This is a genomic window from Micromonospora sp. NPDC023633, from assembly GCF_040640035.1.
Classification (GTDB): Bacteria; Actinomycetota; Actinomycetes; order Mycobacteriales; family Micromonosporaceae; genus Micromonospora.
Map to the genome: position 1 here is coordinate 1 of NZ_JBFABB010000001.1, position 26,165 is coordinate 26,165.

Annotated in this window: 28 protein-coding genes and 1 pseudogene; 13 read left to right on the forward strand and 16 right to left on the reverse strand. The window is 73.6% G+C overall.

Going from position 1 to position 26,165, the window contains the following annotated elements; genetic code table 11:
• Positions 1 to 2,346: hypothetical protein (locus AB0G13_RS00005; RefSeq protein ID WP_357866516.1), on the forward strand; the 2,346-nt coding region annotated here is incomplete at its 5' end.
• A gap of 263 nt (positions 2,347 to 2,609) precedes the next feature.
• Here the strand turns inward: AB0G13_RS00005 and AB0G13_RS00010 are convergent.
• Positions 2,610 to 3,458 carry a helix-turn-helix transcriptional regulator gene (locus AB0G13_RS00010; protein ID WP_357866519.1) on the reverse strand — a complete coding sequence of 283 codons (849 nt, stop codon included), beginning with the start codon at positions 3,456 to 3,458 and terminating at the stop codon, positions 2,610 to 2,612.
• A 262-nt stretch (positions 3,459 to 3,720) separates the two neighbouring features.
• Here AB0G13_RS00010 and AB0G13_RS00015 point away from each other — a divergent pair, with 262 nt between their 5' ends.
• The 4 genes from AB0G13_RS00015 to AB0G13_RS00030 all read left to right on the forward strand — a co-directional run bounded on the left by AB0G13_RS00015 (position 3,721) and on the right by AB0G13_RS00030 (position 6,977).
• The gene (locus AB0G13_RS00015) at positions 3,721 to 4,032 is read left to right on the forward strand and encodes a hypothetical protein (protein WP_357866522.1); all 312 of its coding nucleotides are present in this window, start codon (positions 3,721 to 3,723) and stop codon (positions 4,030 to 4,032) included.
• On the forward strand, positions 4,032 to 4,277 hold the full coding sequence (locus AB0G13_RS00020; protein ID WP_357866526.1) for a flavin reductase: 246 nt from the start codon (positions 4,032 to 4,034) through the stop codon (positions 4,275 to 4,277). Before AB0G13_RS00015 ends, AB0G13_RS00020 begins: the two co-directional genes overlap by 1 nt.
• Positions 4,278 to 4,523: 246 nt before the next feature.
• Entirely contained in the window at positions 4,524 to 6,071 is a 1,548-nt protein-coding gene (locus AB0G13_RS00025; protein ID WP_357866529.1) for a recombinase family protein, read from the forward strand.
• A gap of 549 nt (positions 6,072 to 6,620) precedes the next feature.
• Complete coding sequence (locus tag AB0G13_RS00030) at positions 6,621 to 6,977, forward strand: hypothetical protein (RefSeq protein ID WP_357866532.1); 357 nt, start codon at positions 6,621 to 6,623, stop codon at positions 6,975 to 6,977.
• Between the two features lie 239 nt (positions 6,978 to 7,216).
• Here AB0G13_RS00030 and AB0G13_RS00035 read toward each other — a convergent pair whose 3' ends face one another.
• The 3 genes and pseudogenes from AB0G13_RS00035 to AB0G13_RS00045 form a co-directional block, all read right to left on the reverse strand.
• Positions 7,217 to 7,414 carry a hypothetical protein gene (locus AB0G13_RS00035; RefSeq protein WP_357866535.1) on the reverse strand — a complete coding sequence of 66 codons (198 nt, stop codon included), beginning with the start codon at positions 7,412 to 7,414 and terminating at the stop codon, positions 7,217 to 7,219.
• 176 nt (positions 7,415 to 7,590) lie between these two features.
• Positions 7,591 to 7,701 (reverse strand): annotated as a pseudogene (thyX, locus tag AB0G13_RS00040) (FAD-dependent thymidylate synthase); the annotation flags it as partial.
• A gap of 269 nt (positions 7,702 to 7,970) precedes the next feature.
• A complete protein-coding gene (locus AB0G13_RS00045) occupies positions 7,971 to 8,126 on the reverse strand; it encodes a hypothetical protein (protein WP_357866538.1) in 156 nt (51 codons plus the stop codon).
• 93 nt (positions 8,127 to 8,219) lie between these two features.
• Between AB0G13_RS00045 and AB0G13_RS00050 the strand changes: the two genes are divergently transcribed.
• A complete protein-coding gene (locus AB0G13_RS00050) occupies positions 8,220 to 10,061 on the forward strand; it encodes an NHL domain-containing thioredoxin family protein (RefSeq protein ID WP_357866541.1) in 1,842 nt (613 codons plus the stop codon).
• Positions 10,062 to 10,121: 60 nt separating this feature from the next.
• Here AB0G13_RS00050 and AB0G13_RS00055 read toward each other — a convergent pair whose 3' ends face one another.
• From AB0G13_RS00055 to AB0G13_RS00065, 3 genes are read right to left on the reverse strand one after another with little or no spacing between them, the layout of a single operon-like run.
• Positions 10,122 to 10,871, reverse strand: a complete 750-nt coding sequence (locus AB0G13_RS00055) for a 5-oxoprolinase subunit PxpA (RefSeq protein WP_357866544.1) — start codon at positions 10,869 to 10,871, stop codon at positions 10,122 to 10,124.
• Entirely contained in the window at positions 10,855 to 11,712 is an 858-nt protein-coding gene (locus tag AB0G13_RS00060; RefSeq protein ID WP_357866547.1) for a biotin-dependent carboxyltransferase family protein, read from the reverse strand. The genes AB0G13_RS00055 and AB0G13_RS00060 overlap by 17 nt, the downstream gene beginning before the upstream one ends.
• Positions 11,709 to 12,404: a carboxyltransferase domain-containing protein gene (locus AB0G13_RS00065; RefSeq protein ID WP_357866549.1), complete on the reverse strand. Its 696-nt coding sequence runs from the start codon at positions 12,402 to 12,404 to the stop codon at positions 11,709 to 11,711. Before AB0G13_RS00065 ends, AB0G13_RS00060 begins: the two co-directional genes overlap by 4 nt.
• Positions 12,405 to 12,511: 107 nt before the next feature.
• On the opposite strand from AB0G13_RS00065, the gene AB0G13_RS00070 reads away from it, so the two are divergent.
• Entirely contained in the window at positions 12,512 to 13,189 is a 678-nt protein-coding gene (locus tag AB0G13_RS00070; RefSeq protein WP_357866552.1) for a hemolysin III family protein, read from the forward strand.
• A 66-nt stretch (positions 13,190 to 13,255) separates the two neighbouring features.
• Here the strand turns inward: AB0G13_RS00070 and AB0G13_RS00075 are convergent, their stop codons facing one another.
• Positions 13,256 to 13,540 carry a DUF6458 family protein gene (locus AB0G13_RS00075; RefSeq protein ID WP_089002696.1) on the reverse strand — a complete coding sequence of 95 codons (285 nt, stop codon included), beginning with the start codon at positions 13,538 to 13,540 and terminating at the stop codon, positions 13,256 to 13,258.
• A gap of 115 nt (positions 13,541 to 13,655) precedes the next feature.
• Between AB0G13_RS00075 and AB0G13_RS00080 the strand changes: the two genes are divergently transcribed.
• Positions 13,656 to 14,195, forward strand: a complete 540-nt coding sequence (locus AB0G13_RS00080) for a histidine phosphatase family protein (RefSeq protein ID WP_357866554.1) — start codon at positions 13,656 to 13,658, stop codon at positions 14,193 to 14,195.
• Positions 14,196 to 14,346: 151 nt separating this feature from the next.
• Here AB0G13_RS00080 and AB0G13_RS00085 read toward each other — a convergent pair whose 3' ends face one another.
• From AB0G13_RS00085 to AB0G13_RS00100, 4 genes are all read right to left on the reverse strand, one after another.
• Entirely contained in the window at positions 14,347 to 14,616 is a 270-nt protein-coding gene (locus tag AB0G13_RS00085) for a DUF6458 family protein (protein WP_013730795.1), read from the reverse strand.
• 737 nt (positions 14,617 to 15,353) lie between these two features.
• Entirely contained in the window at positions 15,354 to 17,210 is a 1,857-nt protein-coding gene (locus AB0G13_RS00090; protein ID WP_357866557.1) for an acyl-CoA dehydrogenase, read from the reverse strand.
• A 140-nt stretch (positions 17,211 to 17,350) separates the two neighbouring features.
• The gene (locus AB0G13_RS00095; RefSeq protein WP_357866559.1) at positions 17,351 to 18,478 is read right to left on the reverse strand and encodes a PP2C family protein-serine/threonine phosphatase; all 1,128 of its coding nucleotides are present in this window, start codon (positions 18,476 to 18,478) and stop codon (positions 17,351 to 17,353) included.
• A 101-nt stretch (positions 18,479 to 18,579) separates the two neighbouring features.
• Entirely contained in the window at positions 18,580 to 19,221 is a 642-nt protein-coding gene (locus tag AB0G13_RS00100) for a septal ring lytic transglycosylase RlpA family protein (RefSeq protein WP_357866561.1), read from the reverse strand.
• 197 nt (positions 19,222 to 19,418) lie between these two features.
• On the opposite strand from AB0G13_RS00100, the gene AB0G13_RS00105 reads away from it, so the two are divergent.
• The gene (locus AB0G13_RS00105; RefSeq protein ID WP_357866564.1) at positions 19,419 to 19,970 is read left to right on the forward strand and encodes a phosphoribosyltransferase family protein; all 552 of its coding nucleotides are present in this window, start codon (positions 19,419 to 19,421) and stop codon (positions 19,968 to 19,970) included.
• 134 nt (positions 19,971 to 20,104) lie between these two features.
• Here AB0G13_RS00105 and AB0G13_RS00110 read toward each other — a convergent pair whose 3' ends face one another.
• Positions 20,105 to 20,641 carry an alpha/beta hydrolase gene (locus AB0G13_RS00110; protein WP_357866567.1) on the reverse strand — a complete coding sequence of 179 codons (537 nt, stop codon included), beginning with the start codon at positions 20,639 to 20,641 and terminating at the stop codon, positions 20,105 to 20,107.
• Positions 20,642 to 20,748: 107 nt separating this feature from the next.
• On the opposite strand from AB0G13_RS00110, the gene AB0G13_RS00115 reads away from it, so the two are divergent.
• Positions 20,749 to 21,180: an ASCH domain-containing protein gene (locus AB0G13_RS00115; RefSeq protein WP_357866569.1), complete on the forward strand. Its 432-nt coding sequence runs from the start codon at positions 20,749 to 20,751 to the stop codon at positions 21,178 to 21,180.
• Between the two features lie 70 nt (positions 21,181 to 21,250).
• On the opposite strand, the gene AB0G13_RS00120 is transcribed toward AB0G13_RS00115, so the two are convergent.
• Complete coding sequence (locus AB0G13_RS00120) at positions 21,251 to 22,132, reverse strand: LLM class flavin-dependent oxidoreductase (RefSeq protein ID WP_357866572.1); 882 nt, start codon at positions 22,130 to 22,132, stop codon at positions 21,251 to 21,253.
• Positions 22,133 to 22,227: 95 nt separating this feature from the next.
• On the opposite strand from AB0G13_RS00120, the gene AB0G13_RS00125 reads away from it, so the two are divergent.
• Both AB0G13_RS00125 and AB0G13_RS00130 read left to right on the forward strand, forming a co-directional pair.
• Entirely contained in the window at positions 22,228 to 22,548 is a 321-nt protein-coding gene (locus AB0G13_RS00125; protein WP_357866877.1) for a helix-turn-helix transcriptional regulator, read from the forward strand.
• A gap of 125 nt (positions 22,549 to 22,673) precedes the next feature.
• Positions 22,674 to 23,771: a hypothetical protein gene (locus AB0G13_RS00130; RefSeq protein ID WP_357866574.1), complete on the forward strand. Its 1,098-nt coding sequence runs from the start codon at positions 22,674 to 22,676 to the stop codon at positions 23,769 to 23,771.
• Positions 23,772 to 23,846: 75 nt separating this feature from the next.
• Here AB0G13_RS00130 and AB0G13_RS00135 read toward each other — a convergent pair whose 3' ends face one another.
• On the reverse strand, positions 23,847 to 24,626 hold the full coding sequence (locus AB0G13_RS00135; protein WP_357866576.1) for a DUF4253 domain-containing protein: 780 nt from the start codon (positions 24,624 to 24,626) through the stop codon (positions 23,847 to 23,849).
• 208 nt (positions 24,627 to 24,834) lie between these two features.
• On the opposite strand from AB0G13_RS00135, the gene AB0G13_RS00140 reads away from it, so the two are divergent.
• Positions 24,835 to 25,356 carry an aminoglycoside adenylyltransferase gene (locus AB0G13_RS00140; RefSeq protein ID WP_357866578.1) on the forward strand — a complete coding sequence of 174 codons (522 nt, stop codon included), beginning with the start codon at positions 24,835 to 24,837 and terminating at the stop codon, positions 25,354 to 25,356.
• A gap of 98 nt (positions 25,357 to 25,454) precedes the next feature.
• Here the strand turns inward: AB0G13_RS00140 and AB0G13_RS00145 are convergent, their stop codons facing one another.
• On the reverse strand, positions 25,455 to 26,165 hold the full coding sequence (locus AB0G13_RS00145) for a class I SAM-dependent methyltransferase (RefSeq protein ID WP_357866580.1): 711 nt from the start codon (positions 26,163 to 26,165) through the stop codon (positions 25,455 to 25,457).

Here is a 26,165-nt window from a genome sequence, read left to right on the forward strand (position 1 = left end):
GAGTCCCCTCAGGACCCCGCCAACGGCTGGAACCCGGGACAACAGCAGGACGACCCCAACCGCTCCGGCGGCTGGACCGCCGGCGAGCAGCAGCAACAGGGCGAGCAGGCGCGTCCCGGCGGCTGGAACGCCGGCGCCGCCCCGGAGGACCGGCCTACGCAGGACGACCGGCCCGCGCAGCAGGACGACCCGAACAGCTCCGGCGGTTGGACCGGCGGCGGCCAGCAGCAGGGCGAGCAGCCCAACTGGGGAGGGGCCGAGCAGGCGTCCCCCGCCTGGGCGCAGCCCGAGCCCGCCGCCCGTGGCGCCGCCCGCGTTCCGCAGGCCGCACCCGCCCCCCAGCCCTGGCCCGTCCAGGACGACCCCGCCCGCTCCGGCGGCTGGAACGCCGAGTCCCCTCAGGACCCCGCCAACGGCTGGAACCCGGGACAACAGCAGGACGACCCCAACCGCTCCGGCGGCTGGACCGCCGGCGAGCAGCAGCAGGGCGAGCAGCCCGGCTGGGACGCCGGTGCGGAGCAACGCCCGGCGGGAGCCTGGGCCGCCTCCCGCGACGACGCGCCCCGGGACGACCAGCCCGAGGGCGACGAGTGGCCGGCCCGGGACGAGCGCTCCGCACGGGGTGCCGCGTCCGTGCCCCCGCAGCCCGACGACCGGGACGCCAACGGCTGGGGCGCCGCACAGCCCACCTCCACCCCGCCCGGCCGGGCCTCCGTCCCGGTGCCCGGCGACGGCGGGCCGAAGCCGTGGGGCCCCGCTGCGGAGAACCCGCCCCAGTGGGCCGGCAACGCCGCCGAGCGTCCGGCCGTACCGGACGTCGAGCCGTGGTCGGCGGACGAGGCGTGGGGCCGCGCCGAGGCCGGCGAGCCCGCCCCGGGCCGGGCCGGCAACGGCTGGGAGCCGGAACGGGCCGAGGAGCCGCCGATCTACCAGCCCGCACCGGGCCCCGGCATCTCGCCGGCCAACGCCGTGCCGCTGCCGCCGCAGGAGCAGCGGGTGCCCGGCGCCAGCCTGGCCGCCGCCCCGCCGGTCGACTACACCCCGCCGGCCCAGTTCGCCCCCGAGCAGGCCGGCCGGGACGGCGGCCTGCCGGCGTACGAGCAGGAGCAGCCGGCCTGGGCCCAGCCCGGCTCCCGGCACGACGAGCCGCAGTCGCCCGCCGGTCCCGTGGTCCCCGCACCGCGCACCTCGCCGGAGGCGGGCGGGCGGGCCGCCGTACCGTCGCCGGAGGGTGCCGAACCGGCCGCCGGCAGCGTCTCAGCGAGCGCCTCGGTGCCGCTGGCCAGCCGGGTGCTGCCGCCGGCCGACCAGGCCCTGCGACCGGGCGGCGCGCCCGCGCCGCAGCCCCGGGTTTACGGCCGGCCGGCCCGCCCCGAGCCGGCGGACGAGCCGGAGCAGGACGACCCGCGCGGCCACCGCCCGGACCACGCGCCGGCACCCCGCTTCGACCAGGGGCCGGACCCGCGCTTCGGCCAGGAGCCGGACCCGCGCTTCGGCCAGGAGCCGGACCCTCGGTTCGGCCAGGAGCCGGACCCTCGCTTCGGCCAGGAGCCGCGCTTCGGCCAGGGTCAGGACAACCGGTTCGACCAGGGCCAGGCCAACCAGTTCGACCAGGGACCGGAGGCCCGCTTCGACGACCGGGACCGGGCGCCGAGCGGGACCGCCGTCTTCGGCGCGGTCGCCCCGGTGGCGCCCGCCTCGCCAGCCGCGCCCCCGGCCTTCCCGCCGGGTGTGCCGTCCTTCGTCGACGCACCGGCCAGCAACCGACCGGTGAACGGGGTCCGGCCGCACGACGACGCGGACCGCCCCGCCGACCCCTTCGGTACGCCGGCAGCCGGCGGTGCGGCACCCGGCTACGGGCCCGCGCCGACGACCGAGCACGCGCCGGGCGGGGCGTTCCCGCCGGCCTTCCCGCCGCCCCCGCAGCAGTCCGGCCCCTCCTGGGACCAGGGCGGCTCGGAGCAGGACCAGAGCCGGTTCGACTCGTTCAAGCCCATCGCCGAGCCGAAGACCGAGGCCCCCACGCCCAAGGTGCGCAACGGCCGGGTGCTCGCCGCGGTGCTCGTCGCGGCGGTGCTCATCCTGGCGGTGCCGCTGGGCCTGCTCATGCTGCTCGGCAAGGTCGGCGGCGAGGACAAGGCCCCGCCGTTCGACCCGGCGGTCGGCAGCTGCGTCAAGAAGTCGGGCGAGAGCGCGGCGGCGGCGCAGTGCGGCGAGGCGGGCGCCTTCACCGTGGTCTCCAAGGTGGACGCCAAGGACAAGTGCGCCGACCCGACCCAGCCGCACATCGTGCTCAAGGGTGGCGGGGCGAACCGGGTGCTCTGCCTCAAGCCGGCAGGTCAGTAGCTACAGCGACGACGGCGGGGCCACGGGAAGCCGTGGCCCCGCCGTCGTTCTCCTACCGCGACCCATCGCTGCGCCACGTCGTACCCCGCGCCGGAGAGCTACCCGCCGCCGGCCCGCCCGGGTGGCCGCTTCGCGTCCGACCGGCCGAGGCGCGGATCCTGCGGATTCAGCACTCTTCAGCGCCGTAGCTGACGCGTCGCCCCCGTACACGCGAGAACGCCCGCCCCGGCGCGGGGTCGGGCGTTCTCGCGGTTCTGCGTCGGTCAGGTCCAATCGGCGACGTCGGCGTCCGTCCACAGAGCCTCGAAATGCTCCACGTAGCGGTCGAACGCGCCGCCGACAACACGGCGGCGCAGGTGCAGGGTTACCGAGTCCTGACCGAGGCCCGCGCCGATGTGGGTCGCGACGATCGCCTCGCTGTCGAAGACCCAGACCGACATCGCGATGTGGCGGTCAGTCGAGCGGGTCGGCAGATCTTCTGGCGACTTCGCGATCTCGGCCTGTGTCATGGCAATCCGCGTGGCGAGGGTGAGCGGCGTGTCTTCGACCTGCTCACGGCTGGTGGTGACCGGGCTGGCCGGGTCACCCAGCAGGAATCGAACGTCGGCGCCTTCGCGCGCCTTCATGCCCAACCTGGCAGCCGCGTTCGGTACCTCCAACCAGACGAAGTAGCTGGTGTATCCGCCGAACCACAGTCGCGAGCGCGCCTGCGTGATCAGCTCACCGAAGAGGGAGCGCGGAAGGTCGGATCGGCGCGGGTACACGCCCACGATCTCACGGTCTGCCCCTACCTTGACCGCGCGGCGAACAACGTCAGGCCACAGCACATCTACATCTTTACCCAGTACCGAGGCGACGCGCACTCGCGAGCGAGGGTGTGGAAGGCGACCGCGGCTAATCCACCGCTCGACCGTCTTCGCGTCCACGTCACACCTCGCAGCGAGCTCGGCGACGGTCAGGCCCGCCACGGTCAGAGCCTCGCGTAGGGCCTCGTTCCTGGGCACAACAGGGACCTTTCCTAGACGTCCCCCGATGGTCTCATGGCAGCGGTTCAACCGTCCGTAACCCGCTGGAAGCGTTCCGCAGTAGACGGCGCGAGGCGGTACAGGCACCCGAGTTCGCCGACCGTCCTGATTGAGGGACCGCCGGAGACCGGCACTTCGTCGGCCCTCACAAGACCGCCGAGGGGGAAGCAGTGCCCGACGACCAGCCGAAGCCCGCCCCGCGCCCCACGCCGAAGAGCGACCCGCCGCCGGCCCGCCCGGTCGTCCCGGGGCCGATCGGTCCCTTCATCCCGCCGCACCGGGGGCCCGGACGCGCGAGCGACGTCGTTCCCGCGCCGCGCTGGTCGGCCCGGCGGAACGGGAGCCGCTGGTGACCGCCCGGACGCCGCCTCCCGTACGGATGCTGCGGGCCGGCGAGGTGCTCAGCCTGACCCGCGCCGCGTCCCCGCAGTTCGTGATCCCGATGCGCGTCCGCGTGATCCGTGAGCTTTCCGACCGCTTCCCGCCGTACGGCTGGCTCTGGTTCGAGGGTTACCAGCTCGACGCCAAGGGCCGCGCGGTGGCGAAGCGCGAGCTGTTCGTCCTGCGCGAGGGCCTTGAGTGGGTCGTCACCGCGCCGGCCCCGGCCCGGCCCGCTCTCTCCCGCCGGCCACCGTCTCGCTCTCGCCTGGCGGTGGGGTGATGGCCCACGTCCGCGCCCACGTCCCCAGCCGGCCCACCTGGCGCTGTGCCGCCTGCGGGGTGGCGTGGCCCTGCTCGACGGCGAAGCTTCTCCTCCTCGCGAAGTACCGCGAGAACCGCGACGCACTGATGATCCACCTCGCGGGGCTGTGCGAGGAGGCCGCCGGGCAACTCGCCGAGTTGGACCACGGCAATCCGCCGGCGGACCTGACGGAGCGCTTCACCGCCTGGGCCCGCGCCCGCTAGTTCCGGCTCGCCGCTGTCGTCCGGGTCACGGAGCCCGGCTCGGCCCAGCGCGACATGGCGGGCTGACAACCATGGGAACGACACCGCGCGTACGTGCCCCCGAGCTGCGGGGCCGGAAGTGGCTGAACACCGCGGCGGGCGAGAGCTGAAGCTGTCCGACCTGCGCGGCAAGATCATGATCGCGGACTTCTGGAAGTCCTAGAAGAAGCTTGCAACTCGACCGGCTGAGGACCTAGCGTCCTCGGCATGTCCCACCATGAACACCTCGCCGACCTATACCTACGCCTGTCCCTCGACCGCGAGGGAAAGACTGCGATCGAGCGCCAGGAGGCGGACTGCCGAGCCTGGGCCGCGCGCAACGGCCTAGAGGTCCGTGCCATCCACATCGACCGGGGCCGGTCCGGCTACAAATCCGTCGACCGGGCCGGGTTTGACGCTGCCGTATCCGCCCTGACGACGGGCACCGTCGGAACCCTGATCGTCTGGAAAGTCGACCGCCTGTCGCGCCGTGGCATGGGCCAGGTCGGCCAAGTCCTAGACCAGGTCGAGAAAGTCGGCGGCCGGATTGTCTTCGTTCAAGACGGCCTAGACACGTCTCAGCAACAGGCCCGCCTGGTCCTGGCGCTGCTGTCCGAGGTCGCCCGCAGCGAGTCGGCGAACATCGGTCTACGCGTTGCCTCGGCGAAGGCCCACCTTCGCAACCTGGGCCGTTGGATCGGTGGACAGCCGCCCTACGGCCTCGCGATCGGCGAGGACGGCCGGCTAGGCCACGACCCGCACACCGCGCCGACCGCCCGGGAGATTGCCGAACGTGCGCTGACCGGCGAGCCGCTGGTCAGGATCGCCCGCGACCTGAACGCCCGTCAGATTCCCTCGCCACGTGGGGCCACCTGGGGTGTCGGGACGCTGTCGCAACTCCTAAAGTCCCCCGCGTTCGCCGGGCTACTTCCGGAGACCGTCAAGCGCGACGGTAAGTACACGGGAAAGGTTGTCCCGTGGCGCGACCCCGAGACCGGCGAGAGCGTCGAGATCGGCCGAGGAATCATCACACCCGCCGAGCAACTACAGGTCGCGCGCATCCTCGAAGACCGCACCGCCGCGGACATGACCGGTCGCAACCGGGGCGTGCGCGCCGAGGTTTCGCATCTCCTGACCGGCTTCCTGCGCTGCGGGGGCTGCGGGGGCCGCATGTCCGCCGCCGGCCGGTCGTACGTCTGCCACGCTCGCCGCCTCGGCAAGCCCTGCCCGGCACACACGACCGCCTTTATCGCCGCTGTAGACCGTGGCGTGATCGCCGCGTTCATCGCCCGACTCGCCGCGACCGAGCCCGGCGACCCACTGCTAGACGCCGTCGCCGAGCGTTGGGTAGCCCGCCACGACCCCGACGTAATCCGCGAGCGCGCGACCATCACCGCCGCCCTGGACGACGCTAACGCCGCCCTGGTCGACCTCGAAGACGCCCGATACCTTCGCGGCGAGTTCGTCGGTCCCGATGCCATTCAGCGATGGATGCGTCTACACGAACGGCTGACAGCCCGCGTTGCAGGGCTGCGCTGTAATCTCGCCGATTTCCCGCTACCCGAGGCGGACATTAGCCCGCTCCTCGACCCGGTCCTAGCTCGGGAAGCGTGGGACGCCGCCACGGTCCCCGACCGCCGCGACCTTCTCGGCCTAGCCCTGAACGCCGTAACCGTCGCCCCGGCCAAGGGCCGGCGGGGCGTGCGCTTCGACCCGGACGCCCGTCTTCGGTTCACCTGGGCCGACGAAACCGAGCCTGCGTCCATCGACGCCTAAATCTCACTCTTACAACCAAATAAGGCAGGCCCCGGCCGAGCGATTCCGCCGCCGACCAGGGCCCTAACGGAACATCGGAGGTTCCGCTGTGTCCAACCCTATCCGCCTGTACGTCGTGGCCCCGGCCTCCTCTGCCGCCGCGCTGCTGCCGCGACCGCTGCCCTGCTCGCCGCCGGCTTCCTGGTTACCTCGGCGACCATCGCCGACACGGTCGACCCTGACGACCTCCTCGCCGTCGTGGCCGACGACCTGGCCGCCGCCCGCGCCGCTGATGCCGTGGTAGCCCTTCCCGGGGCCGAGGACTTCGCCGAGCCGGTCTACGCCGCGCTGCACGGGTGCCGGTCCTGACCCTGGCCGACGCCCTGGCTAGTGCCCAATGACACGCGCCCGAGGGTCAACCGGGCAACCGACCGTCCATCCCGCCGCAATCGAGGCCCGGCTAGCCCGGACCGCCGCCGCGCAGATCCTCGGGCGCCTGCACAAGCCCGCACACGGAACGCCGTCCAAGCGTGCTCGCCGTGCCGCCCGCGCCCGGTGGAGCGGTGACCGATGACCAATCCGAAGATCCGCCGTCGGGACCTCCCCCGTCCCGGCGTCGAGTCCGCCCCCGTCGTCCGCCTCGACGAGCCTCTTCCCGTTGACTTCCGGCCCGCCGACTACGTCACCCCGCCCGCCGCCGGCTGGACGGTCCCGACGCTCTGGGCCGCCGCGTGGGCGTACGCCGTAATCCACGGCGACGATGCTCGGGGTGACGCCCTCGTCGCCTTCCGCGCCTTCGCCCGCGCCTACGATCGGGCCCGGCACCCTAAGCCCAGCTCGACCCGCTTGGTCGTCCACCAGGACGTCGAGGCCCGCCTTCGCGGCGTCGACTACGCCGAGAGCCGGCCCGAGAAGGCCGACCCGTGACTGTCGACGGCCGGCAGGTCATCGGGTGCAACTTGTAGGTCACGGTCTACAAGAAGTGCCGGTACCGGATCAGCTCGTCGGCGAACTTCTTGCGCAGGTTGATGACGACGTTCGCGATGAACTCCTTGCACAGCCCCCACCCGTCGGCGACGGCATAGGAATCGGCAGGTTGCCGACGTCGTGATGGTGAAGCCCCCGGCCGCCGGACTCAGTCCGGTAGCCGGGGGCTTCAGCCGTTGCTACGCCTTCTCCCGGTCCCTACCCCGGCTCCGGCTCCGCCTGTCCCGGTCCTGGTCCCGGTCCCGCCCTACGAGCTGGTTCAGCACCGTGAGAACCCCCACGGCGACGAGGGCCGGGGTCCCGACCTGCGGGTACTCCATGGCGACGTAGCCGGCGAAAACGGCCGCGACCAGCAGGGCGAGCCCTCTGGGCGACACGTCACGGTTTCCAGGACCGTCCTTAACCTGGTTCTGGTTCCGACGTACAGTGCTCACAGACGAGCCTCCTGGTTTCTTCTTGGCGGAAGTGCTGGTGATCTCGTTACGGTTTGCACTCGTTGGCGCGAGTGCGACTCTCGACGGCACCCGTTGGCGCGGGTGCCGTCGTCGTTTCAGCCGGAGAACTCGGCGAGGGCCTGGCCGCCCTCGGCGTCGGTCGACCACGGCACATCGTCGGGGGCCTCGAAGTGGGTCCACGCGATGAGCTTTACCTTGGGCTGCACCATCTCCGGCATGCCTGGGACTGTAGTGGCGTCGGCCCGCCCCGCCCAAGCTAGGCTCGCCCGGTGCAATGTCGATCGCCCGCGTCGATGGACTGACCGTCAGGGCGCTTGAAACAGCCCGTCACGTCCTATCAGGACGGTTTCACCCGGCACGTCGGCGGCAGGCCCATCGTGGGCACCCTGATGTCCTAGAACGGCACGAGCGCCCCGTCCTAGCGAGACTAGGGCGGGGCGCTCTTCGCGTGTCGGTGCCTTTCAGCACCGCGAGAGTCCTACCGCGCTTCCTCGGCTGCGATCTCGGCGAGCCGTTGCGCCTCGGGGTCGGCGAACTCGCCCATCGTGAAGCGAACCTCTGCCGGCGTCGTCCGTTGCCGAGGCTCGCGGCGGACGAAGACCCGGACGCCGGCCGCCTCATGCGGTTGTCGCAAGCGCGACGAGGCTCCCCCGGCGCGGCCGAGGATCTCTGTCGTCCGGGTCACGGAGCCCGGCTCGGCCCAGCGCGACATGGCAGGCTGACAACCATGGGAACGACACCGCGCGTACGTGCCCCCGAACTGCGGGGCCGGCAGTGGCTCAACACAGGTGGACAAAACCTGACATTGCAGGACCTTCGAGGTCGCTGTGTCTTGTTAGATTTTTGGACCTTCTGCTGCATCAACTGCCTGCACGTGCTCGACGAGCTGCGCCCGCTGGAGGAGAAGTACGGCGACGTGCTCGTCGTGATCGGCGTGCACTCGCCGAAGTTCGAGCACGAGAAGGACCCGGACGCGCTGGCCGCCGCCGTGGAGCGGTACGGCGTCCACCACCCTGTGCTCGACGACCCCGAGCTGGACATGTGGCAGCAGTACGCCGCCCGCGCCTGGCCCACCCTGTCGGTGATCGACCCCGAGGGGTACGTGGTGGCGACCATGGCCGGCGAGGGCCACGCCGAGGGGCTCGCCCGCCTCGTCGACGACCTGATCGCCACCCACGAGGCGAAGGGCACCCTGCACCGGGGCGACGGCCCGTACGTCCCGCCGGCGCAGCCGGAGACCACGCTGCGCTTCCCGGGCAAGGCGGTGCTGCTGGAGAACGGCAACCTGCTGGTTTCGGACTCGGCCCGCCATTCGCTGGCGGAGCTGGCCGGTGACGGCGAGACGCTGGTCCGCCGGATCGGCGCGGGCACCCGGGGCCGGGCCGACGGCCCGGCCGGGGCGGCCACCTTCTCCGAGCCGCAGGGGCTGTGCCTGCTGCCGGCGCACACCGCCGAGGTGGCCGGCTACGACCTCGTCGTCGCCGACACCGTCAACCACCTGCTGCGCGGCGTACGGCTGGCGAACGGCGAGGTGGTGACGGTCGCCGGCACCGGCCGGCAGTGGCGTTCCACGGTCGACGACCACTCGCACGACGCGCTCGCGGTCGACCTCTCCTCCCCCTGGGACCTGGCCTGGTACGACGACAAGGTCGTCATCGCGATGGCCGGCATCCACCAGCTGTGGTGGTTCGACCCGGTGAAGCGCACCGCCGGCATGTACGCGGGCACCACCGTCGAGGCCCTGCGCGACGGCCCGCTGGCCGAGGCGTGGATGGCGCAGCCGTCCGGCCTCTCCGTCTCCGCCGACGGCGCCCGGCTCTGGGTGGCCGACAGCGAGACCAGCGCGATCCGGTACGTCCAGAACGACGTCATGGGCACCGCCGTCGGGCAGGGGCTCTTCGACTTCGGGCACGTCGACGGGCCGGCGCCGGAGGCGCTGCTCCAGCACCCGCTGGGGGTGTTGGCGCTGCCGGACGGCTCGGTGCTGGTCGCCGACACGTACAACGGGGCGGTCCGCCGCTTCGACCCGGAGAGCAACCGGGTCTCGACGGTCGCCGACGGGCTCGCCGAGCCGAGCGACCTGGTGCTCACCCCGGCGGGCGAGGTGCTGGTGGTGGAATCCGCCGCGCACCGGCTGACCCGGCTGGCGCCCGGCGCGCTCTCGGCGGCCGGCGCGAGCACCGTCGACGGTCCCCGGCACCGCACCGAGCGCAAGCCCACCGACGTGGCGGCCGGCGAGGTGACCCTGGACGTCATCTTCACCCCCGCGCCGGGGCAGAAGCTCGACGAGACGTACGGCCCGTCGACACGGCTGGTGGTGTCGGCGTCGCCGCCGGAGCTGCTGGTGGAGGGGGCGGGCACCGGCACCGAACTGTCCCGCCGGCTGGTCGTCGACGGCACCGTGGCCGGGGGTGTGCTCCAGGTGACCGCCCAGGCGGCGACCTGCGACGCGGACGTCGAGCACGCGGCCTGCCACCTGACCCGGCAGGACTGGGGCGTACCGGTCCGGGTGGTCGACGGCGCCGCCGCCCGGCTTCCGCTGGTGCTCCGCGGCCTGGACGACGCCTGACACCGGTCGCGGTCGGCGTCAGGAAAGGCCGCCCCCTCCTTTGCGGAAAGGGGCGGCCTTTCAGGCGAACGGCGTGGGTGTGACCCCCGCGTCGATCAGGGCGGCGCGCACCAGTTCGGCGCAGCGGACCGCGCCCGGGGTGTCGCCGTGCAGGCAGATCGACTCGACCGGGCACGGGACGACGCTGCCGTCGACCGCGACCACGCTCCGCTCGGTGGCCATCCGGACGGCCCGGGCGGCCACCTCATCCGGGTCGGTCACCAGCGAGCCGGGGGCGGTGCGGGGCACCAGCGAGCCGTTGGGCAGGTAGCCCCGGTCGGCGAAGCCCTCGGCGACCACCCGCAGCCCGGCGCCGGCGGCGAGCTGGGCGAGGACCGAGCCGGGCGGGCAGAGCAGCGGCAGCTGGTCGTCGTAGCCGCCGACCGCCGCGACCAGCGCCGCCGCCTGGGCCTCGTCGCAGGCGGCGGCGTGGTAGAGCGCCCCGTGCGGCTTCAGGTAGCGGACCCGGGTGCCGAACAGCCGGCAGAACGCCTCCAGGGCCCCGAGCTGGTAGGTGACCTCGTCGCGCAGCTCCGCGAAGGCGTACGCGATGTGCCGCCGGCCGAAGCCGGCGAGGTCCCGGTAGCCGACCTGCGCGCCGACGGCGACCCCGCGCTCGGCGGCGCCCTCGCAGACCCGGCGCATGGTCGACGCGTCGCCGGCGTGGAAGCCGCAGGCGACGTTGGCGGAGGTGACCAGGTCCAGCAGCGCGGTGTCGTCGCCGAGCCGCCAGATGCCGAATCCCTCGCCGAGGTCAGCGTTGAGGTCCATGGAACCTGACCGTAGTCCCTGGGCGGGCCTGCGCGAGCGGGGTCACGTCGTCCACCACCCCGACGACGGGGTACCCGCCGGTGGTCGGATGATCGGCGAGGAAGATCAGCGGCTGGCCGTCCGCCGGCACCTGCACCGCGCCGAGCACGATGCCCTCGCTGGGCAGTTCCCCGGCCACCGCGCGGGGCAGCGCCGCGCCCGTGAGTCGCGCGCCGACCCGGTTGCCCACCGGGCTCACCGTGTACGCGTCGCCGAACAGCCGGTCCAGGGCGGCCGCCGTGAACCAGTCGTCGCGGGGGCCGAGCCGCAGGGTCAGCCGCAGCTCCGTCGGGGTACGCGCCGGGACGGTGACGTCCACCGGGGCGGGCGGTCCGGCCGGTGCGCCCAAGGGCAGCCGGTCGCCGTCGCGCAGTGGCGGCGGGCCGAGCCCGGAGAGGGTGTCGGTGGCGCGGCTGCCGAGCACCGGCTCGACGGCGATGCCGCCGCCGATGGCGAGCCAGTTGCGCAGGCCGTCGCGCGGCGGGCCGATCCGCAGCACGGCGCCCGCCGGCACCGACAGCGGCCGGCCCACGTCACCGGGGCGGTCGCCGACCCGCACGGCGGCACCGGCACCGGTCACCGCGACCGCCGTCGCGCGGGGGAACCGCAGCGCGCAGCCCGTCATCGTGATCTCCAGGCCGGCGGCGGACTCCGGGTTGCCGACGAGCCGGTTGGCCAGCCGCAGCGCCGCCGGGTCGAGCGCGCCCGACCGGGGTACGCCGAGGTGTGCCCAGCCGGCCCGGCCCAGGTCCTGCACGGTGGTCAGCGCCCCGGCGCGGAGCACCTCGACCGCCGCGCTCACGCGGCCACCAGGCGTACCCGGGTGCCCGGGGTGAGCCGGGCCGGCGGGTCGGCGCGCACGTCGAAGAGGGGCATCCCGGTGCGCCCGACCAGCAGCCAGCCGCCGGGCGAGGCCGCCGGATAGATCCCGGCGTACGGGCCCGCCAGGGCGACCGAGCCGGCCGGCACCCGGGGGCGGGGGGAGGGCAGCCGGGGCACCGCCAGCTCGGCGGGGAGCCCGGTGAGGTAGGCGAACCCGGGGGCGAAGCCGCAGAAGGCCACCCGGAACCGGGTACGCCCCAACCGGTCGACCACCGCCGGCACGTCCACGCCCCAGTGGTCGGCGACGAGGGGCAGGTCCTCCCCGTCGTACGTCACCGGGACCTCGACCGGGCCGGCGGCTGCTGGCGCTGCGGGTGGGGTCGTTGACGGGCCGGGAGTGCCCCCACCGGCTGCCGCCCCGCTGCCCGCCCCCGGCGCGCCGGGGGCCACGGGTGCGTCCGGCCGGGGCTGCCAGGCGGCGATCCGCGCGGCCGTCGCGGCCGGGTCCGGCACGCCGTCGAGCAGGACGGTGGTGGCCGCCGGCACGATCTCGACGGCGGTCAGCTCGCCGCGTTCGCGCCGCCGCCACAGCTCGGCCCGCCACGCCTCCACCTGGTCCGCGGTGGCGCAGTCGATCAGCAGGGCGTGCACCCCGACGGGTCGGATCCGCATCCCGCCATACTCCCCGACCGGCGCGCGGCGCCAGGGTCGGTCGACCGCCGTCCCACGTGACCGGACGCACTACTTAAAAGTAACCTACGGTGTCGTAACCTAAGGGCGTGACCACCTCCGCACCGCTTCGACTCAAGCCGGTCGACATCGGTAAGCCCCGGATGCGCGGCTGGCTGCACACGTACGCGTTCTTCGTCGCGGGAGTCTGCGGCATCGTGCTCAGCGCGGTCGCCGCCACCCGGCCCGGCTGGGCCCCACTCGTCAGCTGCGTGATCTACAGCCTGACGGTCTGCGGGCTCTTCGGCACCAGCGCGCTCTACCACCGGCGGGTCTGGTCCGAGCGCGGCTACCAGATCATGCGCCGGATGGACCATTCGATGATCTTCGTGTTCATCGCCGGCACCTACACGCCGTTCTGCGTACTGCTGCTGGAACCCCGGCCGGCCACGATCATGCTGGCGCTGGTCTGGGGTGGCGCGCTCGCGGGCGTGGCGCTCAAGCTGGTCTGGCCGCATGCCCCGCGCTGGGTCTCCGCGCCGCTCTACCTGGCGCTCGGCTGGGTCTCCGTCGCGATGCTGCCCGACATCCTGCACCAGGGCGGCGTCACCGCCCTGGTGCTGCTCATCGTGGGCGGCGCGATCTACAGCGTGGGCGCGGTCTTCTACGCGCTCCGCCGGCCCAACCCCTGGCCCACCGTCTTCGGCCACCACGAGTTCTTCCACGCCTGCACGCTCGTGGCCGCGCTCTGCCACCACATCGCCATCTACTTCGCCCTCTTCGCCTGACGGACACGCACCCGGGGGCCCCGCCGCGTGGCGGAGCCCCCGGAAAGAACGGTGTCCGGTAGGACGTCAGACGGTGCGGCGCGGCCGACGCACCTCGCGGTACTCCTCGACGACCCGGTCGTCCTGCACCGGCACGACCTGCTCCGCGACCACGCGCTCACCGCGCACCGGGGCCACCACGGCCCGCCGGCGCGAGTTCCAAAAGTGGAGGGTGAGCAGCAGGCCGGCGACGCCGGCGAGCATCAGCACCCAGCCGACCACGGCCAGGTTGAGCCAGCCCAGATCCGCCTCCACGGCGAACGCGAAGATCGCACCCAACGCGATCAGGAAGATACTGCCACCAAAGCCCATCTCGTCGCCTCCTCGGCTGTCCCCTGGCGTTTCCTTCCGCCGCGGCCATCGGTGAGGGTGCGGCATCCATCGACTTACCCAGGCGCTCTGATCGCCAATCGGGCAAGCTGGGGACATGACGGACGCTCACGCCCAGGGAAGGACGCTGGTGCTGCTCCGACACGCCAAGGCCGAGCCGCCCGGGGAGGTGGTGCCGGACGTGCACCGTCCCCTGGCCGCGCGGGGCCAGGCCGACGCGGCCGCGGCCGGCGCGTGGCTGGCCAAGCACGACCTGCTGCCGGACGTGGTCATCTGCTCGGCCGCCCGGCGCACCCGGGAGACCTGGCACGGTGTGGCGCTGGGCATGACCGGATCCCCGCCGGAGGGCGGCTCGGCCGGCCCCGCTCCCGTCGTGCGCTACGAGGCCGACGCGTACGAGGCACGCCCGCAGGACCTGCTGGCGCTGGTCCGGGACGTGGATCCGGCCGCCCGCACGGTCCTCCTGATCGCGCACAACCCGGGCATCTCGCTGCTCTCGGCGCTGCTCGACCCGGAGCGGGCGGACGAGGACGGGATGCGCACCAGCGACGTCGTGGTGCACCGGCCCGAGGTCGACTGGCCGGAGCTCGGCCCGAGCCGGGCGCCGATCACCGACCGGCACACCGCACGCGGCTGAGCCACCCGCCGGTGCGTGGGCGGGTGGCTCAGGTGCCGCTCGTGGATGCCGTGCACACCGCCGGGCCGGGCCGCCGACGGGCCCTCGGATGCGCCTGAGGGGCCGACGGTGGCGGTGGCGGCTCAGCGACGGTGGCGCCGTCGGCGGCGACTCAGGACGGTGGCGCCGTCGGCGGCGGCGGGTCGGGCGGCGGTGGCATCATCGCGGTCGGGTGCGAGAGCCGGTTCTCCTCGACGATCAGGGTCCGCGCCCGCTTGCGCCGGTCCTGCCAGAACCAGAGCGTGGTGAGCAGGACGCCCAGCCCGGCCAGGATGAACACCCAGCCGACCGCGCGCAGGTCGACCCACCAGACGTTGGCCCTGATGGCGAAGGTGAGGATCGCGCCGATGGCGATCAGGAAGATTCCGCTACCAATGCCCATGTGCGCTGCACTCCCCCGTGCGGTGGCTCTGGGCGTTCTCTGACGTGGCCTCGCGACGGTTACCCGCCACACCGCCCGGCTACCCGGATGGCCTCCCCGAATAGCCGGCCGAACCCCGCTCCGGCCGGCCGACCGCCGTTGCCTGCCGCCCAGCGGACGTCGTCGCCACGACTGCGCACGGTGACGAAGCCCCGAGACCCGGACCGTGACTCCTCGTAGCGACCGCCAACCACCGCCACCACTCCACAAAGCGGACAGGACGGCACACCATCGGCCAATCGATGCGCGCGGGCACGGCCACCGCCACACGCTCGCAGACGCTTTGCTCTGCAGCCACGGAAGCAACAGGCACCCAGAGTTGCTGGCGCTTCCGTGGCTGCAGAGCAAAGGGCGAAAGCGGTGGGCCGGAAGAGCGGGGGAGTTCGTGACGCTGCGTGATCGGCCGCGCGAACACACCGGGACGGCCTCCACCGGGACGCCGTGCTTCGGCGGGCCGGGGCATCGAGAAGGCCGCGCCGAGCAGGATGGTGCGGTCCGAGCCCGGGCCACCGACGCAGGCAGGGCGGGCACGTGGGCGCCGGCCCCGCAGGTGAGCGGCGGCGGGTGAGCCACCACCCGGACGCCGGAGGGTGGACGACGACGGCCGGCGGGCTGCTGCCCGCCGGCCGTCGTGCCGGATCACGGCCGGGTCGTCCCCGGCTGCTCCACCGCCGCGCCGTGCGGCGCTACGGCGTAACTCAGAAGGCCTCCTCCGGGAGGTCCATGATGTCCAGGTCGGTGCCCTCGACGATCCGCCGGTCGGCGCCGATGCGGGGCAGCACCTCGCGGGCGAAGAACCGGGCGGCGGCCACCTTGCCGGTGTAGAACGCCTTGTCGGCGGCCGAGACCTCGCCGGCCAGGGCCTTCAGGGCCACGTCGGCCTGCTTCTGGAGCAGCCAACCGACGACCAGGTCGCCGATCGCCAGCAGGAAGCGGCGGCTGCTCAGGCCGACCTTGTAGAGCGCCCGGGTGTCGCCGCCCTGCGCCTCGCCCAGCCAGCCGGTCATCACGCCGACCATGTTCTGGATCTCGGCGAGCGCCTTGCCCAGCGCCAGCCGCTCCTCCTTGAGCTGACCGTTGCCGGCCTCGGTGGCGATGAACTCCTGGATCTCGCCGGCGACCGCCATCAGGGCCTTGCCGTTGTCCCGGACGATCTTCCGGAAGATGAGGTCGAGGCTCTGGATCGCCGTCGTGCCCTCGTAGAGGGTGTCGATCTTCGCGTCCCGGACGTACTGCTCCAGCGGGTAGTCCTGGAGGAAGCCGGAGCCGCCGAAGGTCTGCAACGACTCGTGGCCGAGCAGCTCGTACGCCCGCTCCGAGCCGACGCCCTTGACCAGCGGGAGGAGCAGGTCGTTGACCCGCTTGGCGAGCTTGGTCGCCTTCTCGTCGCCCGCCGCCTCGGCGATGGCGACCTTGTCCTGCCAGGTGGCGGTGTAGCAGACCAGGGCGCGCAGGCCCTCGGCGTACGACTTCTGGAGCATCAGCGAGCGGCGCACGTCCGGGTGGTGGGTGATCGTCACGCGCGGCGCGGTCTTGTCCGCCATCTGGGTCAGGTCGGCGCCCTGCACCCGGCTCTTGGCGTACTCCAGGGCGTTCAGGTAACCGGTCGAGAGGGTGGCGATGGCCTTGGTGCCGACCATCATCCGGGCGTTCTCGATGATCATGAACATCTGTCGGATGCCATCGTGCTTCTCACCCAGCAGCCAGCCCTTGGCCGGTACGCCGTGCTCGCCGAAGGTCACCTCGCAGGTGTTGGAGACCTTCAGGCCCATCTTGTGCTCGACGTTGGTGGCGAAGACGCCGTTGCGCTCGCCCAGCTCGCCGGTGTTCTCGTCGAAGTGGTACTTCGGCACCACGAAGAGGGACAGGCCCTTGGTGCCCGGGCCACCGACACCCTCGACGCCGACCGGACGGGCCAGCACGTAGTGGATGATGTTGTCGCTCAGGTCGTGCTCGGCGGACGTGATGAAGCGCTTCACGCCCTCGATGTGCCAGGAGCCGTCGGGCTGCGCCACGGCGCGCGCCCGGCCGGCGCCCACGTCCGAGCCGGCGTCCGGCTCGGTGAGCACCATCGTGGAGCCCCACTGCTTGTCCGCGAAGAGCTTCGCCCACCGCTTCTGCTGCTCGGTGCCCTCGACGTGCAGCACGTGCGCGAAGGACGGGCCGGAGGAGTACATCCACACGGCGGCGTTGGCGCCGAGGATCAGCTCGGCGAGGGACCAGACGAGCGCCCGGGGCGCGTTGCTGCCGTCCAGCTCCGTCGGGAGCTCCAGCCGCCAGAACTCGGAGTTCATGAACGCCCGGTACGACTTCTTGAACGACTCCGGCAGCGGCGCGGTGTGCGTGGCCGGATCGAAGACCGGCGGGTTGCGGTCGCTGTCCGTGTAGCTGGCGGCCAGGTCCTCACGGGCGAGGCGGTCGACCTCGGCGAGGATGTCGCGCGCGGTGTCGACGTCCAGGTCCGAGTACGGATCCTGGCTGAACGCCTGGTCCGCCCCGAAGACCTCGAAAAGGTTGAACTCGAGGTCCCGAAGGTTGCTCTTGTAGTGGGTCATGCTCGCTGGCCCCGCTTCCGGACAGGTGTTACCGATCAGTAACCCAGACTGTATTACCGATGGGTAGGCAGCGACAAGCCGATCCCGGAAGTGACGGCGATTACACACTTCCCGTTCAGGTTGCGAACGGCTGGCCGGGCTCAGCTCTCGGCCGCGCCGACCTCCCAGCTCGGCACCGCCACCGTGGCGGCGCCGCGCGAGCCCGTGTACTCCATCAGGACCAGGGCGATGTCGTCGTCGAGCCGGCCGTGCACCCACTCGACCAGGGCGGTCTCCAGCGAGGCGAGCCCGTCGCCGACGGTGCCGTGGCCGAGCAGCCGCCAGGCCCGGTCGGCGGTCGGGAAGAACTCCCCGTCCCGACGCGCCTCGCCGAGCCCGTCGGTGAAGAGCAGCAGCCGGTCGCCGGGCTCCAGCCGCTCGACCCGGGGGCGTACCACCGGCATGAAGCCCAGCGGCGGGGCGGGGGCCGGCGGTTCGAGCGGGATGACGGCGCCCCGGCGCAGCAGCAGCGGCGGCGGATGGCCGCAGTTGACGATGGTGAGCGTCCCGCCCCGCTCCTCGACCAGCGCGGCGGTGACGAAGTCCTCGTCGCCCACGCTCCGGGCCACCGCCCGGTCCAGGTCGGTCACGACGGCCCGCAGGTCCGCCCGCTCGTACGCCACGTGTCGGTACGAGCCCAGCACGATGCTGGCGAGCCGCACCGCGTCGAGGCCCTTGCCCCGCACGTCGCCGATGATCATCCGCACCCCGTACGGGGTGTCGACCGCCTCGTACAGGTCACCACCGATCTCGGCCGTGGCGGTGGACGAGATGTACCGGGCGGCCACCGAGAGCGTGCCGACCTGCGGCCCGAGCGGACGCAGCACGGCCTGCTGGGCGACCGAGGCCAGCCGGGACAGCTCGGCGATCCGCTCGGCCTGGCGCTGCCGTACGGCCGCCGTGGCCACCGCGATCGCGGTGCCCAGCGCGATGCCCGCCACGGCGACCGTGGTGGGGAGCGCCATGGTCTCCTCGCCGAACGCGAAGCCGGCCCCGAGGGCCGTGGCGGCCAGGCCCACGCCGAGCACGATCCGCCACGACGCCAGCGCCGCGGTCAGGAACGGCGCGGCCACCATGAGCGCGATGTAGTTCGCCGGACGGCCGTCGGCCAGCTCCACGGCCGAGACGATCGCGAGCAGGACGAAGGCCGCGCCGAGGCCGGCGCGGGATCCGGGGCTCAGTGGGCCGGGGCCCGACTGGAAGGGTCGCATGCGTACGAGGGACAGCATGCCTGATGGACGTGAGCGGGTGAATGAACCTGGCCCGTCGTCCGAGGATGTTCTGCCCACCCGGACCGTGCCGCCGGGCCGATCGCCGCCCGGCGTGCGGCTCAGCCGAGCACCTCGTAGCGGACCTCGACGTGGCCGGCGTCGAGCGGGGCGATGTCGGCGAACGCGGCCCGGGACAGGTCCAGGCAGCGGCCCTCGATGAACGGGCCGCGGTCGTTGATGCGTACCGTCACGGACTTGCCGTTCGCCGGGTTGGTGACCCGGACCCTCGTGTCGAACGGCAGGGTCTTGTGGGCGGCGGTCAGCGCGGACGGGTCGAAGTTCTCGCCGTTGGCGGTGAGCTGCCCCTCGGAGTAGAACGAGGCGCCGCACGAGCCGCTGTCGACCACCGGACGGGCGGTGCTGCTCTTCTTCGTCGCGGTGGGCTTCGGCGCGGCGGTGCGCGGCTTGCTCCGGGAGGGGGCCTGGGTGGACCGGCTGGCCTTGGGGCTGGCGGTCGCGCTCGGCGACGCGCTGGCGCTCGAGGGGGCGGCCGGCGGGACGGCCGGCGAGCTGGGGGCGGCACTGGTCGGCAGGCCGGTGGGCGCGAGGTCGACGGCGGCCGGGCGGGCGGGCTCCGCGCCCGAGGTCAGCTGGACGGCGCCGACGGTGCCGCCGACGGCGAGGGCGACCCCGACCGCCGCGGTGGCCGCGATGCCGGCCGGCGAGGAGAACATACGGGTACGGGAGTGCCTGCCAGCCACCGGTCCGGTCCTTTCGTCATCTGAGCAAACCGGGTCGGACCGTAACGAGAGAAGCACTTCCGGAGTCAACGTGATCATGGGGGTATGCCCGCAATTGCAGTGATACGTGTAGCCGATCATCCGACCCGAGGTGGGCCGGGCGGCCCGGGTGCGAGGCGGGGCGCCCGGGCCGGTTCCCGTGGCGCAGGATGGGTTCCATGCCCTCCGAGCTGAACGGACGTCTCGCCGCGCTGGTCAGGTGGATCGATCCCGGCCCCGGCGCCAGTCACCTGGTCAGCGACGTCTCCGGCTGGTGGCGGGACCCGGAGGTCCTCGCCCGGCTGGGGCCGGCCCTCGTGGAGCCGTTCCGGGCCGCCCGGCCGACGGTGGTCGTCTCGCCGGCGGTCACCGGGTACCTGCTCGGTCCGCTCGCCGCGACGGCGCTCGGGGTCGGCTTCGTGCCGGCCCACAAGCCGGGCGACGGCCGACTGCCCGCCGGGCCGCTCACCTGGGCGCAGAGCCCGCCGGACTTCCGGGGCCGGCGGGTCGACCTGGCCGTGCGGGACCACGGCCTCGACCGGGGCGACCGGGTGCTGGTGGTGGACGACTGGGTCGCCACCGGGGCGCAGGTCCGCGCGCTCTACGAGATCTGCGCCGCGCGGGGCGCGGAACCGGTCGGCACCGCCACGGTCGTGCTCGACTGCCCCCCGGCGGTCGCCACCGAGTTGCGCGTCCGAGGGCTCGTGGACGGCGCCGACCTGACGGCTTGACCACAACCTCGGTTCAGCTCGGAGGATCGGCCCATCGGTGAGGAGAGGCACGTGGTCAAGCTGGCCGACGCGGTCCTGGAGGCCCACGCGGCGAGCGGCGACGACCGCGTGCTCGCCGCCGCCGGCCATGCCGGTCAGCTGATCTGAGCGAACTCCTCGACGGCCGTGCAGACCCGGCCGAGCGCCTCCGCCGAGCGGGCCAGCGGGCCTGGCACCATCAGCGCGTGGTCGGCCCGCTCGATCTCCACCACGTGCCGGGTGAGCCGGCGGGCGAGCGAGCCGTCCCAGGACCGGTCCGCCGAGCCGCCCACCAGCAGGAACGGCGCGGTGGCGCGGCGCAGCCCGTCGACCACGGCGGGGACGTGGAGCAGCGGGGTGAGCCAGACGGCCGGCAGCCCGCGGTCGGCCGCGAGCGGCGTGGCCATCGAGCCGAGCGACTTGCCGACCAGCAGGTCCGTCGGCTCGGCGAGGGTCGGGGCGACCTGGCCGATCACCCAGTCGACGGCCGGCCCGGGGCCGTCCCGGTCGGGGGCCAACCGCTCCGGCACCTCCCACGTGATGGCGTGCAGGGCGTAGCCGGCGCGGCGCAGCGCCTCACCGGCGTAGACGAAGAGCGGGAACCGGGTGTCGTAGCCCCGGCCGGGGATGAGCACCGCGCGCCTGTCCGCCATGCCGCCTCCCGGTCGTCGTCGCCCCACCCACCGTAGCGTTTGCCGCACGGACGGTGGGGGCGGAAATGCCGCGCCGGATGATCGACGGCACCGGTACCGTCGGCAGGATGTGGCCTCGGATCGGTGGACTGCGCACCCTCGCCCTCGGCACCCCCGGTGAGTTGCGGACGCGGCTCAACACCCTGGTGCTCGCCGGGGTGAAGACGGCGACCGCCGGGTTGACGACCGAGTACGCCGAGGAGGGCGAGGAGCTGGAACACGCCGGCGAGCGGCTGGCCCTCGTCGACGACGGGGACGCGCTGGTCGGCGTCGTGGAGGTCACCGGCGTCGAGGTGGTCCGCTTCGCGGACGTGCCGTGGGACTTCGCCCGCGCGGAAGGGGAGGGCGACCGTTCCATCGAGGAGTGGCGCGAGGGTCACGCCGCCTACTGGGCGCGGGTGGGCACCCCCGTCACCGACGACAGCGAGGTCGTCTGCATCCGGTTCCGGCTGGTCTCCGGCGGCGACGGCGGAATCGCCACCGGGGACCTCGGCACCTGAGCGCGCCGACGCGCCCGCCGGCCGGTCGGGCTGACGCCTCCGGCACCGCCTACGTCAGGAAGGCGCGCGGTCAGGCGCGGCGCAGCTCGGGCAGCAGGCGGGTGGCCACGTCCACCAGGACGGCCTCGTCGCCGGCGCACCAGCTGCTGGCCCGGGGCCAGTGGGTGACCACGTCGGTGAAACCGAGGGCGGCGGCCCGGCCGACCTGGTCGGCGAAGAACTCGGCGCTGCGCAGCGAGAAGACCGGCGCGGAGTCGAGCGAGAGGTAGCGGTCCAGGGTGCCCGGGTCGCGGCCGGCCGCCGCGAGCGTCCCGTCCATCCGGGCGGCGGCCTCGGCCACCCCGTCCCACCAGCTCTCCAGGTCGTCCACGCCCGGGCCGGTGGTAACCCAGCCCTGGCCGAACCGCGCCGCCAGCCGCATCGACCGGGGCCCGTTGGCCGCCACCACGAACGGCACCCGGGGCGTCTGCACGCAGCCCGGGGCGTTGCGGGCGTCCACCGCGGTGAACCACTCCCCGCGCCAGGTCGTGCCGTCCTCGCGCAGGATGAGGTCGAGCAGCTCGGTGAACTCGGCGAACCGGTCCACCCGCTGGCGCGGCGGCAGCGTCTCCCCGCCCAGCACGGCCGAGTCGAAGCCGATCCCGCCGGCACCGAGGCCGAGCAGCAGCCGCCCGCCGGAGACGTCGTCGAGCGCGGTGACCTGCCGGGCGAACGCCGCCGGGTGGCGGAAGTTCGGCGACGCCACCAGCGTGCCGAGCCGGATCCGGGAGGTCACGGTCGCGGCGGCGGTCAGCGTGGTCACGGAGTCGAACCAGGGCCCGTCGACCAGGTCCCGCCAGCCCAGGTGGTCGTACGTCCAGGCATGGTCGAAGCCCCACTCGTCCGCCTGCCGCCAGCGGCGCCGCGAGTCGGACCAGCGCTGGTCGGGAAGGATCACGATGCCAATCCGCATGATCGCCAGCCTAGAGCCGCCGCCGCCCGAAGGCGCGCCCGCACGAGCCTTGACCATATATCGATGATCTGAATATCGTGTCGCCCGTGACCGCGATGCGTGAGCCGACCTTCCTGATCCTCACCGCACTTGCCGGTGGCCCGCGACACGGCTACGGCATCATCCGGGAGGTCACCGACCTGTCCGCGCAGCGCGTCACCCTGCTGCCGGGCACCCTCTACGCCGCGCTCGACCGGCTGCACGCGCAGGGGCTCGTCGCGCCCGACCGCGAGGAGACCGTCGACGGGCGGCTCCGCCGCTACTACCGCCTCACTCCCGACGGCGTCCGCGCGCTGGACGCCGAGACCGCCCGGCTGCGCCAGCTCGCCACCGCCGCCGAGACCCGGCTGCGCGCGCTCCGCCCCGGCACCGCCTGACCGTCCCGCCCGCAGACCCGCACCGCACCAACCGGACCCCGGTCAGCGCCACCGCGCTGCCGCACCCGCACCGCACTGCCGCACCCGCAAGCCCCGCCGGTGCGTACCGATCGGAAGGGACAGCCATGCCGACGACCGGCGACCCACTCGCCCGCCGCTACCGGCGACTGCTGTTCTGCCACCCCCGCGCCTACCGGCGGGCCCGGGCCGACGAGATGGTCGGGGTCCTGCTGGACGCGGCACCGGCGGGCCGCACCCGGCCCACGCCGCGCGAGGCCGCCAACCTGATCCGGCACGGCCTGCGCTGCCGGCTGGGACGGCCGGCCAGCCGCACGGTCGGCGTCTGGGCCACGCTCGCCGCCGTCATCTGCGGGCTGTTCACCGCCGCCCTCGCCACCCGGGCCGCCTGGGAGACCTCCCGACCGCAGCCCGACCGGGCCGAGACCGCCGCCGTCTTCGCCGCCGTGCTGCCCGGTCACGAGCTCGGCGACGTCGAGCTGGCGCCGGCGCTCTTCACCTTCTACAGCCAGCCGCTCACCGTGCGGGCGCTCGACAACCTGCTGCTCGGCGACGGCGGCGAATACCAGCAGAGCGCCGTGGTGGCCGGCCTGGCCGGCACACCCCGGATGCCCGCCGACGAGACGCTCGCACTGGCTCAGCGGCGCCTGCGCGAGACCGGCTGGCAGGTGTACGAGCCGATGGTCCGCAGCGACCCGGGCTGTGTCGACAAGATGTGCGCCCCGGTCATCACGATCACCGGCACCACCCTGCTCGCCCAGCGCGGCGACACCGTCCTCCAACTCCACGTCGTCTCCCCGCCCTTACCCGAAGGCAGCAGCCTGTCGCTGACCCTGAGCCGGACGGCCCCGCCAGCCGTGCTGCCGGCCGGTGTCGCCGGTGGCCTGCTCGGAGCGGTCCTCGGCTGGATGGTCTTCGGTTGGGCCAGCCGACGCACCGAGGCGGCGCACCCCGCCCGGGGAGCGGTCACCGTCCTGCTCGCGCTCACCCTGTTCCTCTGGTGGACGCCCGTCCTGCTGGCCGTCCCGAGCCTGCTCCGACACCACCGCGCCGAGCCGCACCCGACGTGGCACCCGCTGTGGGAGTGGCTCGGTCAGCCGGCGGCCTCGCTGCTGTTCGTGGCGGGCGCGGCGAACGCGCTGCTGGGGCTGGCGCTGGCCACCGTGCCCCGGCGCAGCCCGCTGCCGACGGCCGCCGTCGGCTGACCACCGGAGGGGCGCCGCCGGGCGGCGCGCCATCATGCGAGACCGTCCGGGGTCGAGCGCATCGGCAGCCGGGTGTCAGTCCCACCAGAACGACCAGGAGTGCATGCCGAGGAGCTGGTCGGCATAGGCGGTCAGCGAGCCGTCGCCCTGCCAGACGTTATCCGGGCAGAAGGCGAAGTGCTCGGCCGCGACCGCCAGGGCGTGCTCGGTGGACGTCGGTGGCGCGGCGACGCTGAGGTTCAGGGTGGCGAATCCGACGCCGACCACCCGTACGCCGAACCGGTCCTCCCAGCTGCGCAGCACTGCCGAGATCTCCCCGGCGTCGCCGGTGTAGTTCGCCGGCCCGGACCAACCCGCCACGGCTGGGGTGTCCGCGCTGCGGGTGGCCGGCACGAGCCCGAGACGCGTCCGCCCGTCCAGGAGGAACTCCGCGCACTCGTCGGCGAGCTCGGCGGGCGACTCCGCCAGGTCGCCGGGTCTGGCGAGGCCGGGCCAGTTGCGACCGAACGGGGCCGTGGCGGCCAACGTCTCGTCCTCGTCGATCGTCGTGCGGTCGGCCCACCACCGGGCCAGCAGTTCCGCCACGTCGTGGCGCTCCGGCGACGACATGTCGGCCGGACGCACCTCGCCGTCGGCCCACGGGCGCCTCTCGTCGCTCGACAACCCGCTCAGCAGCAGCGGCCACAGCCCGGACTCCGGATGCCGGGCCCGCATCCGCGCCCACAGCCCCGGATCGGCCGGGCCGTCGCTCAACCAGTACGGCGGCGGTCCGCCGTCCTCCGGCTCGACCATGCGGCCGGGCGGCAGCACCGCGGGCGGTAGCGAACTCAGCAACTGGGAGAGGTTCGGGATCACGGCGGGAGCGTAGGCGGACCGTACGACCAGATCCGGCCCTCCCGTGACGCCCCGGGCTATCGCGGCCCTCGACCGGCTCGTCGTGCCGGCGGAAGCCCGCCTGGTCGCCCTCGATGCTCGATTTCAACCCGGCCACCCCGCCACCGTCCGGACGGGTCGTGGATTCCGGGTGGCCGGGACGTGCCCGCAGGGGCTAGAAACGGTGGTCATGACCGACTTCTCTGACATGGTCGCCGACGAGGTCCACACCGTCCTGGCCGCTCTCGCCGCCGTCGGGTGCAGGGCGTGGATCGGCGGGGGCTGGGGCGTCGACGCGCTCGTCGGGCACCAGACCCGCGCCCACCGCGACCTGGACCTGGCCGTCCCCGCGGAGCACGAAGCCGCGGCGTTGCGGGCTCTCGGCCGGCTCGGCTACGTCGTCGAGACCGACTGGCGGCCTGTCCGCGTCGAGGTCGTCGCCGACGGGCGGGGTCGGGTCGACCTGCACCCGCTGACGTTCGACGAGGCCGGCGACGGCCACCAGGCCGGCCTCGACGGCGGCAGCTTCCGCTGGCCGAGGGACTGCTTCACCACCGGCACCATTGCCGGTCGCCGGGTCGACTGCATCTCGGTCGCACAGCAACTGCTGTTCCACAGCGGCTACGAACCGCGCGACGTGGACCGCGCCGACCTGGCCTGGCTGCACCGCCTCGCCGCCCGTCCGGTGCCCAGCGACGGCCGGGAGCCCTGAGCCGGCGACTCCTCCGGACCGTGGACCCCGCCGGACCGTCCGAGGTGGTCCACTCCCCGACCGGGATCCTTCGTCCGGGGCGGTCAGCCGTACGAAACTCAGGCCGGCGTCAGGACCAGCCATCCGAAGCCGACGACGTCGCGGTAGCCGTTGAGGTATCCGTCGCGCCGCTGATCAGCGAACGCGCGCGCCTCCGGCGTGCCGAGACGCTCGATGCCCGCACGCCAGTCGGACTCGAAGTCGTCCCACTCGGCGACGGTGGACACGGCGACGTGCAGGGGTCGGAACCCCGCGTCCACGGCGAGCTGGGCCAGGGTTGCCAGGTCGGGCAGGTCGCCGAAGGTCTCGCGGACCTGGTCGCTGGGGCTGGCCTGGTAGAAGCCGTCGGCGAACAGCAGTTTGCCGCCCGGCACGGTGAGCCGGTGCAGCGCGGCGAGAGCCTGCGCCGCGCCGCCCCAGATGTGGCCCGCCCCGACGTTGACGACGAGATCGGCGGGCCGGTCCCAGGTGGCGGCATCCGCCCCGTGGAACGCGACCCGATCCGAGATTCCCCGCTCCGTCGCGCGCAGTTGGGCCCGTTCGGCGTCGCTGGCGTCGCGCTCCACCCCGTCACCCGCGATGCCGTGGGCCGCGCACAGCCGCAGGAGCAACTCGCCGTTGCCACAGCCCAGGTCCAGGGCTCGCCAGCCCGCCCCGGTGGGGGCCAGCCGCCGGATCAGGTCCGCCACCCGGTCCTCGCTGAGCGGCGAGTTGAAGGTCAGGTTGGCCGCGGCCGCGGCCAGGTACGTACTGCGATCTTGGCTGTCCAT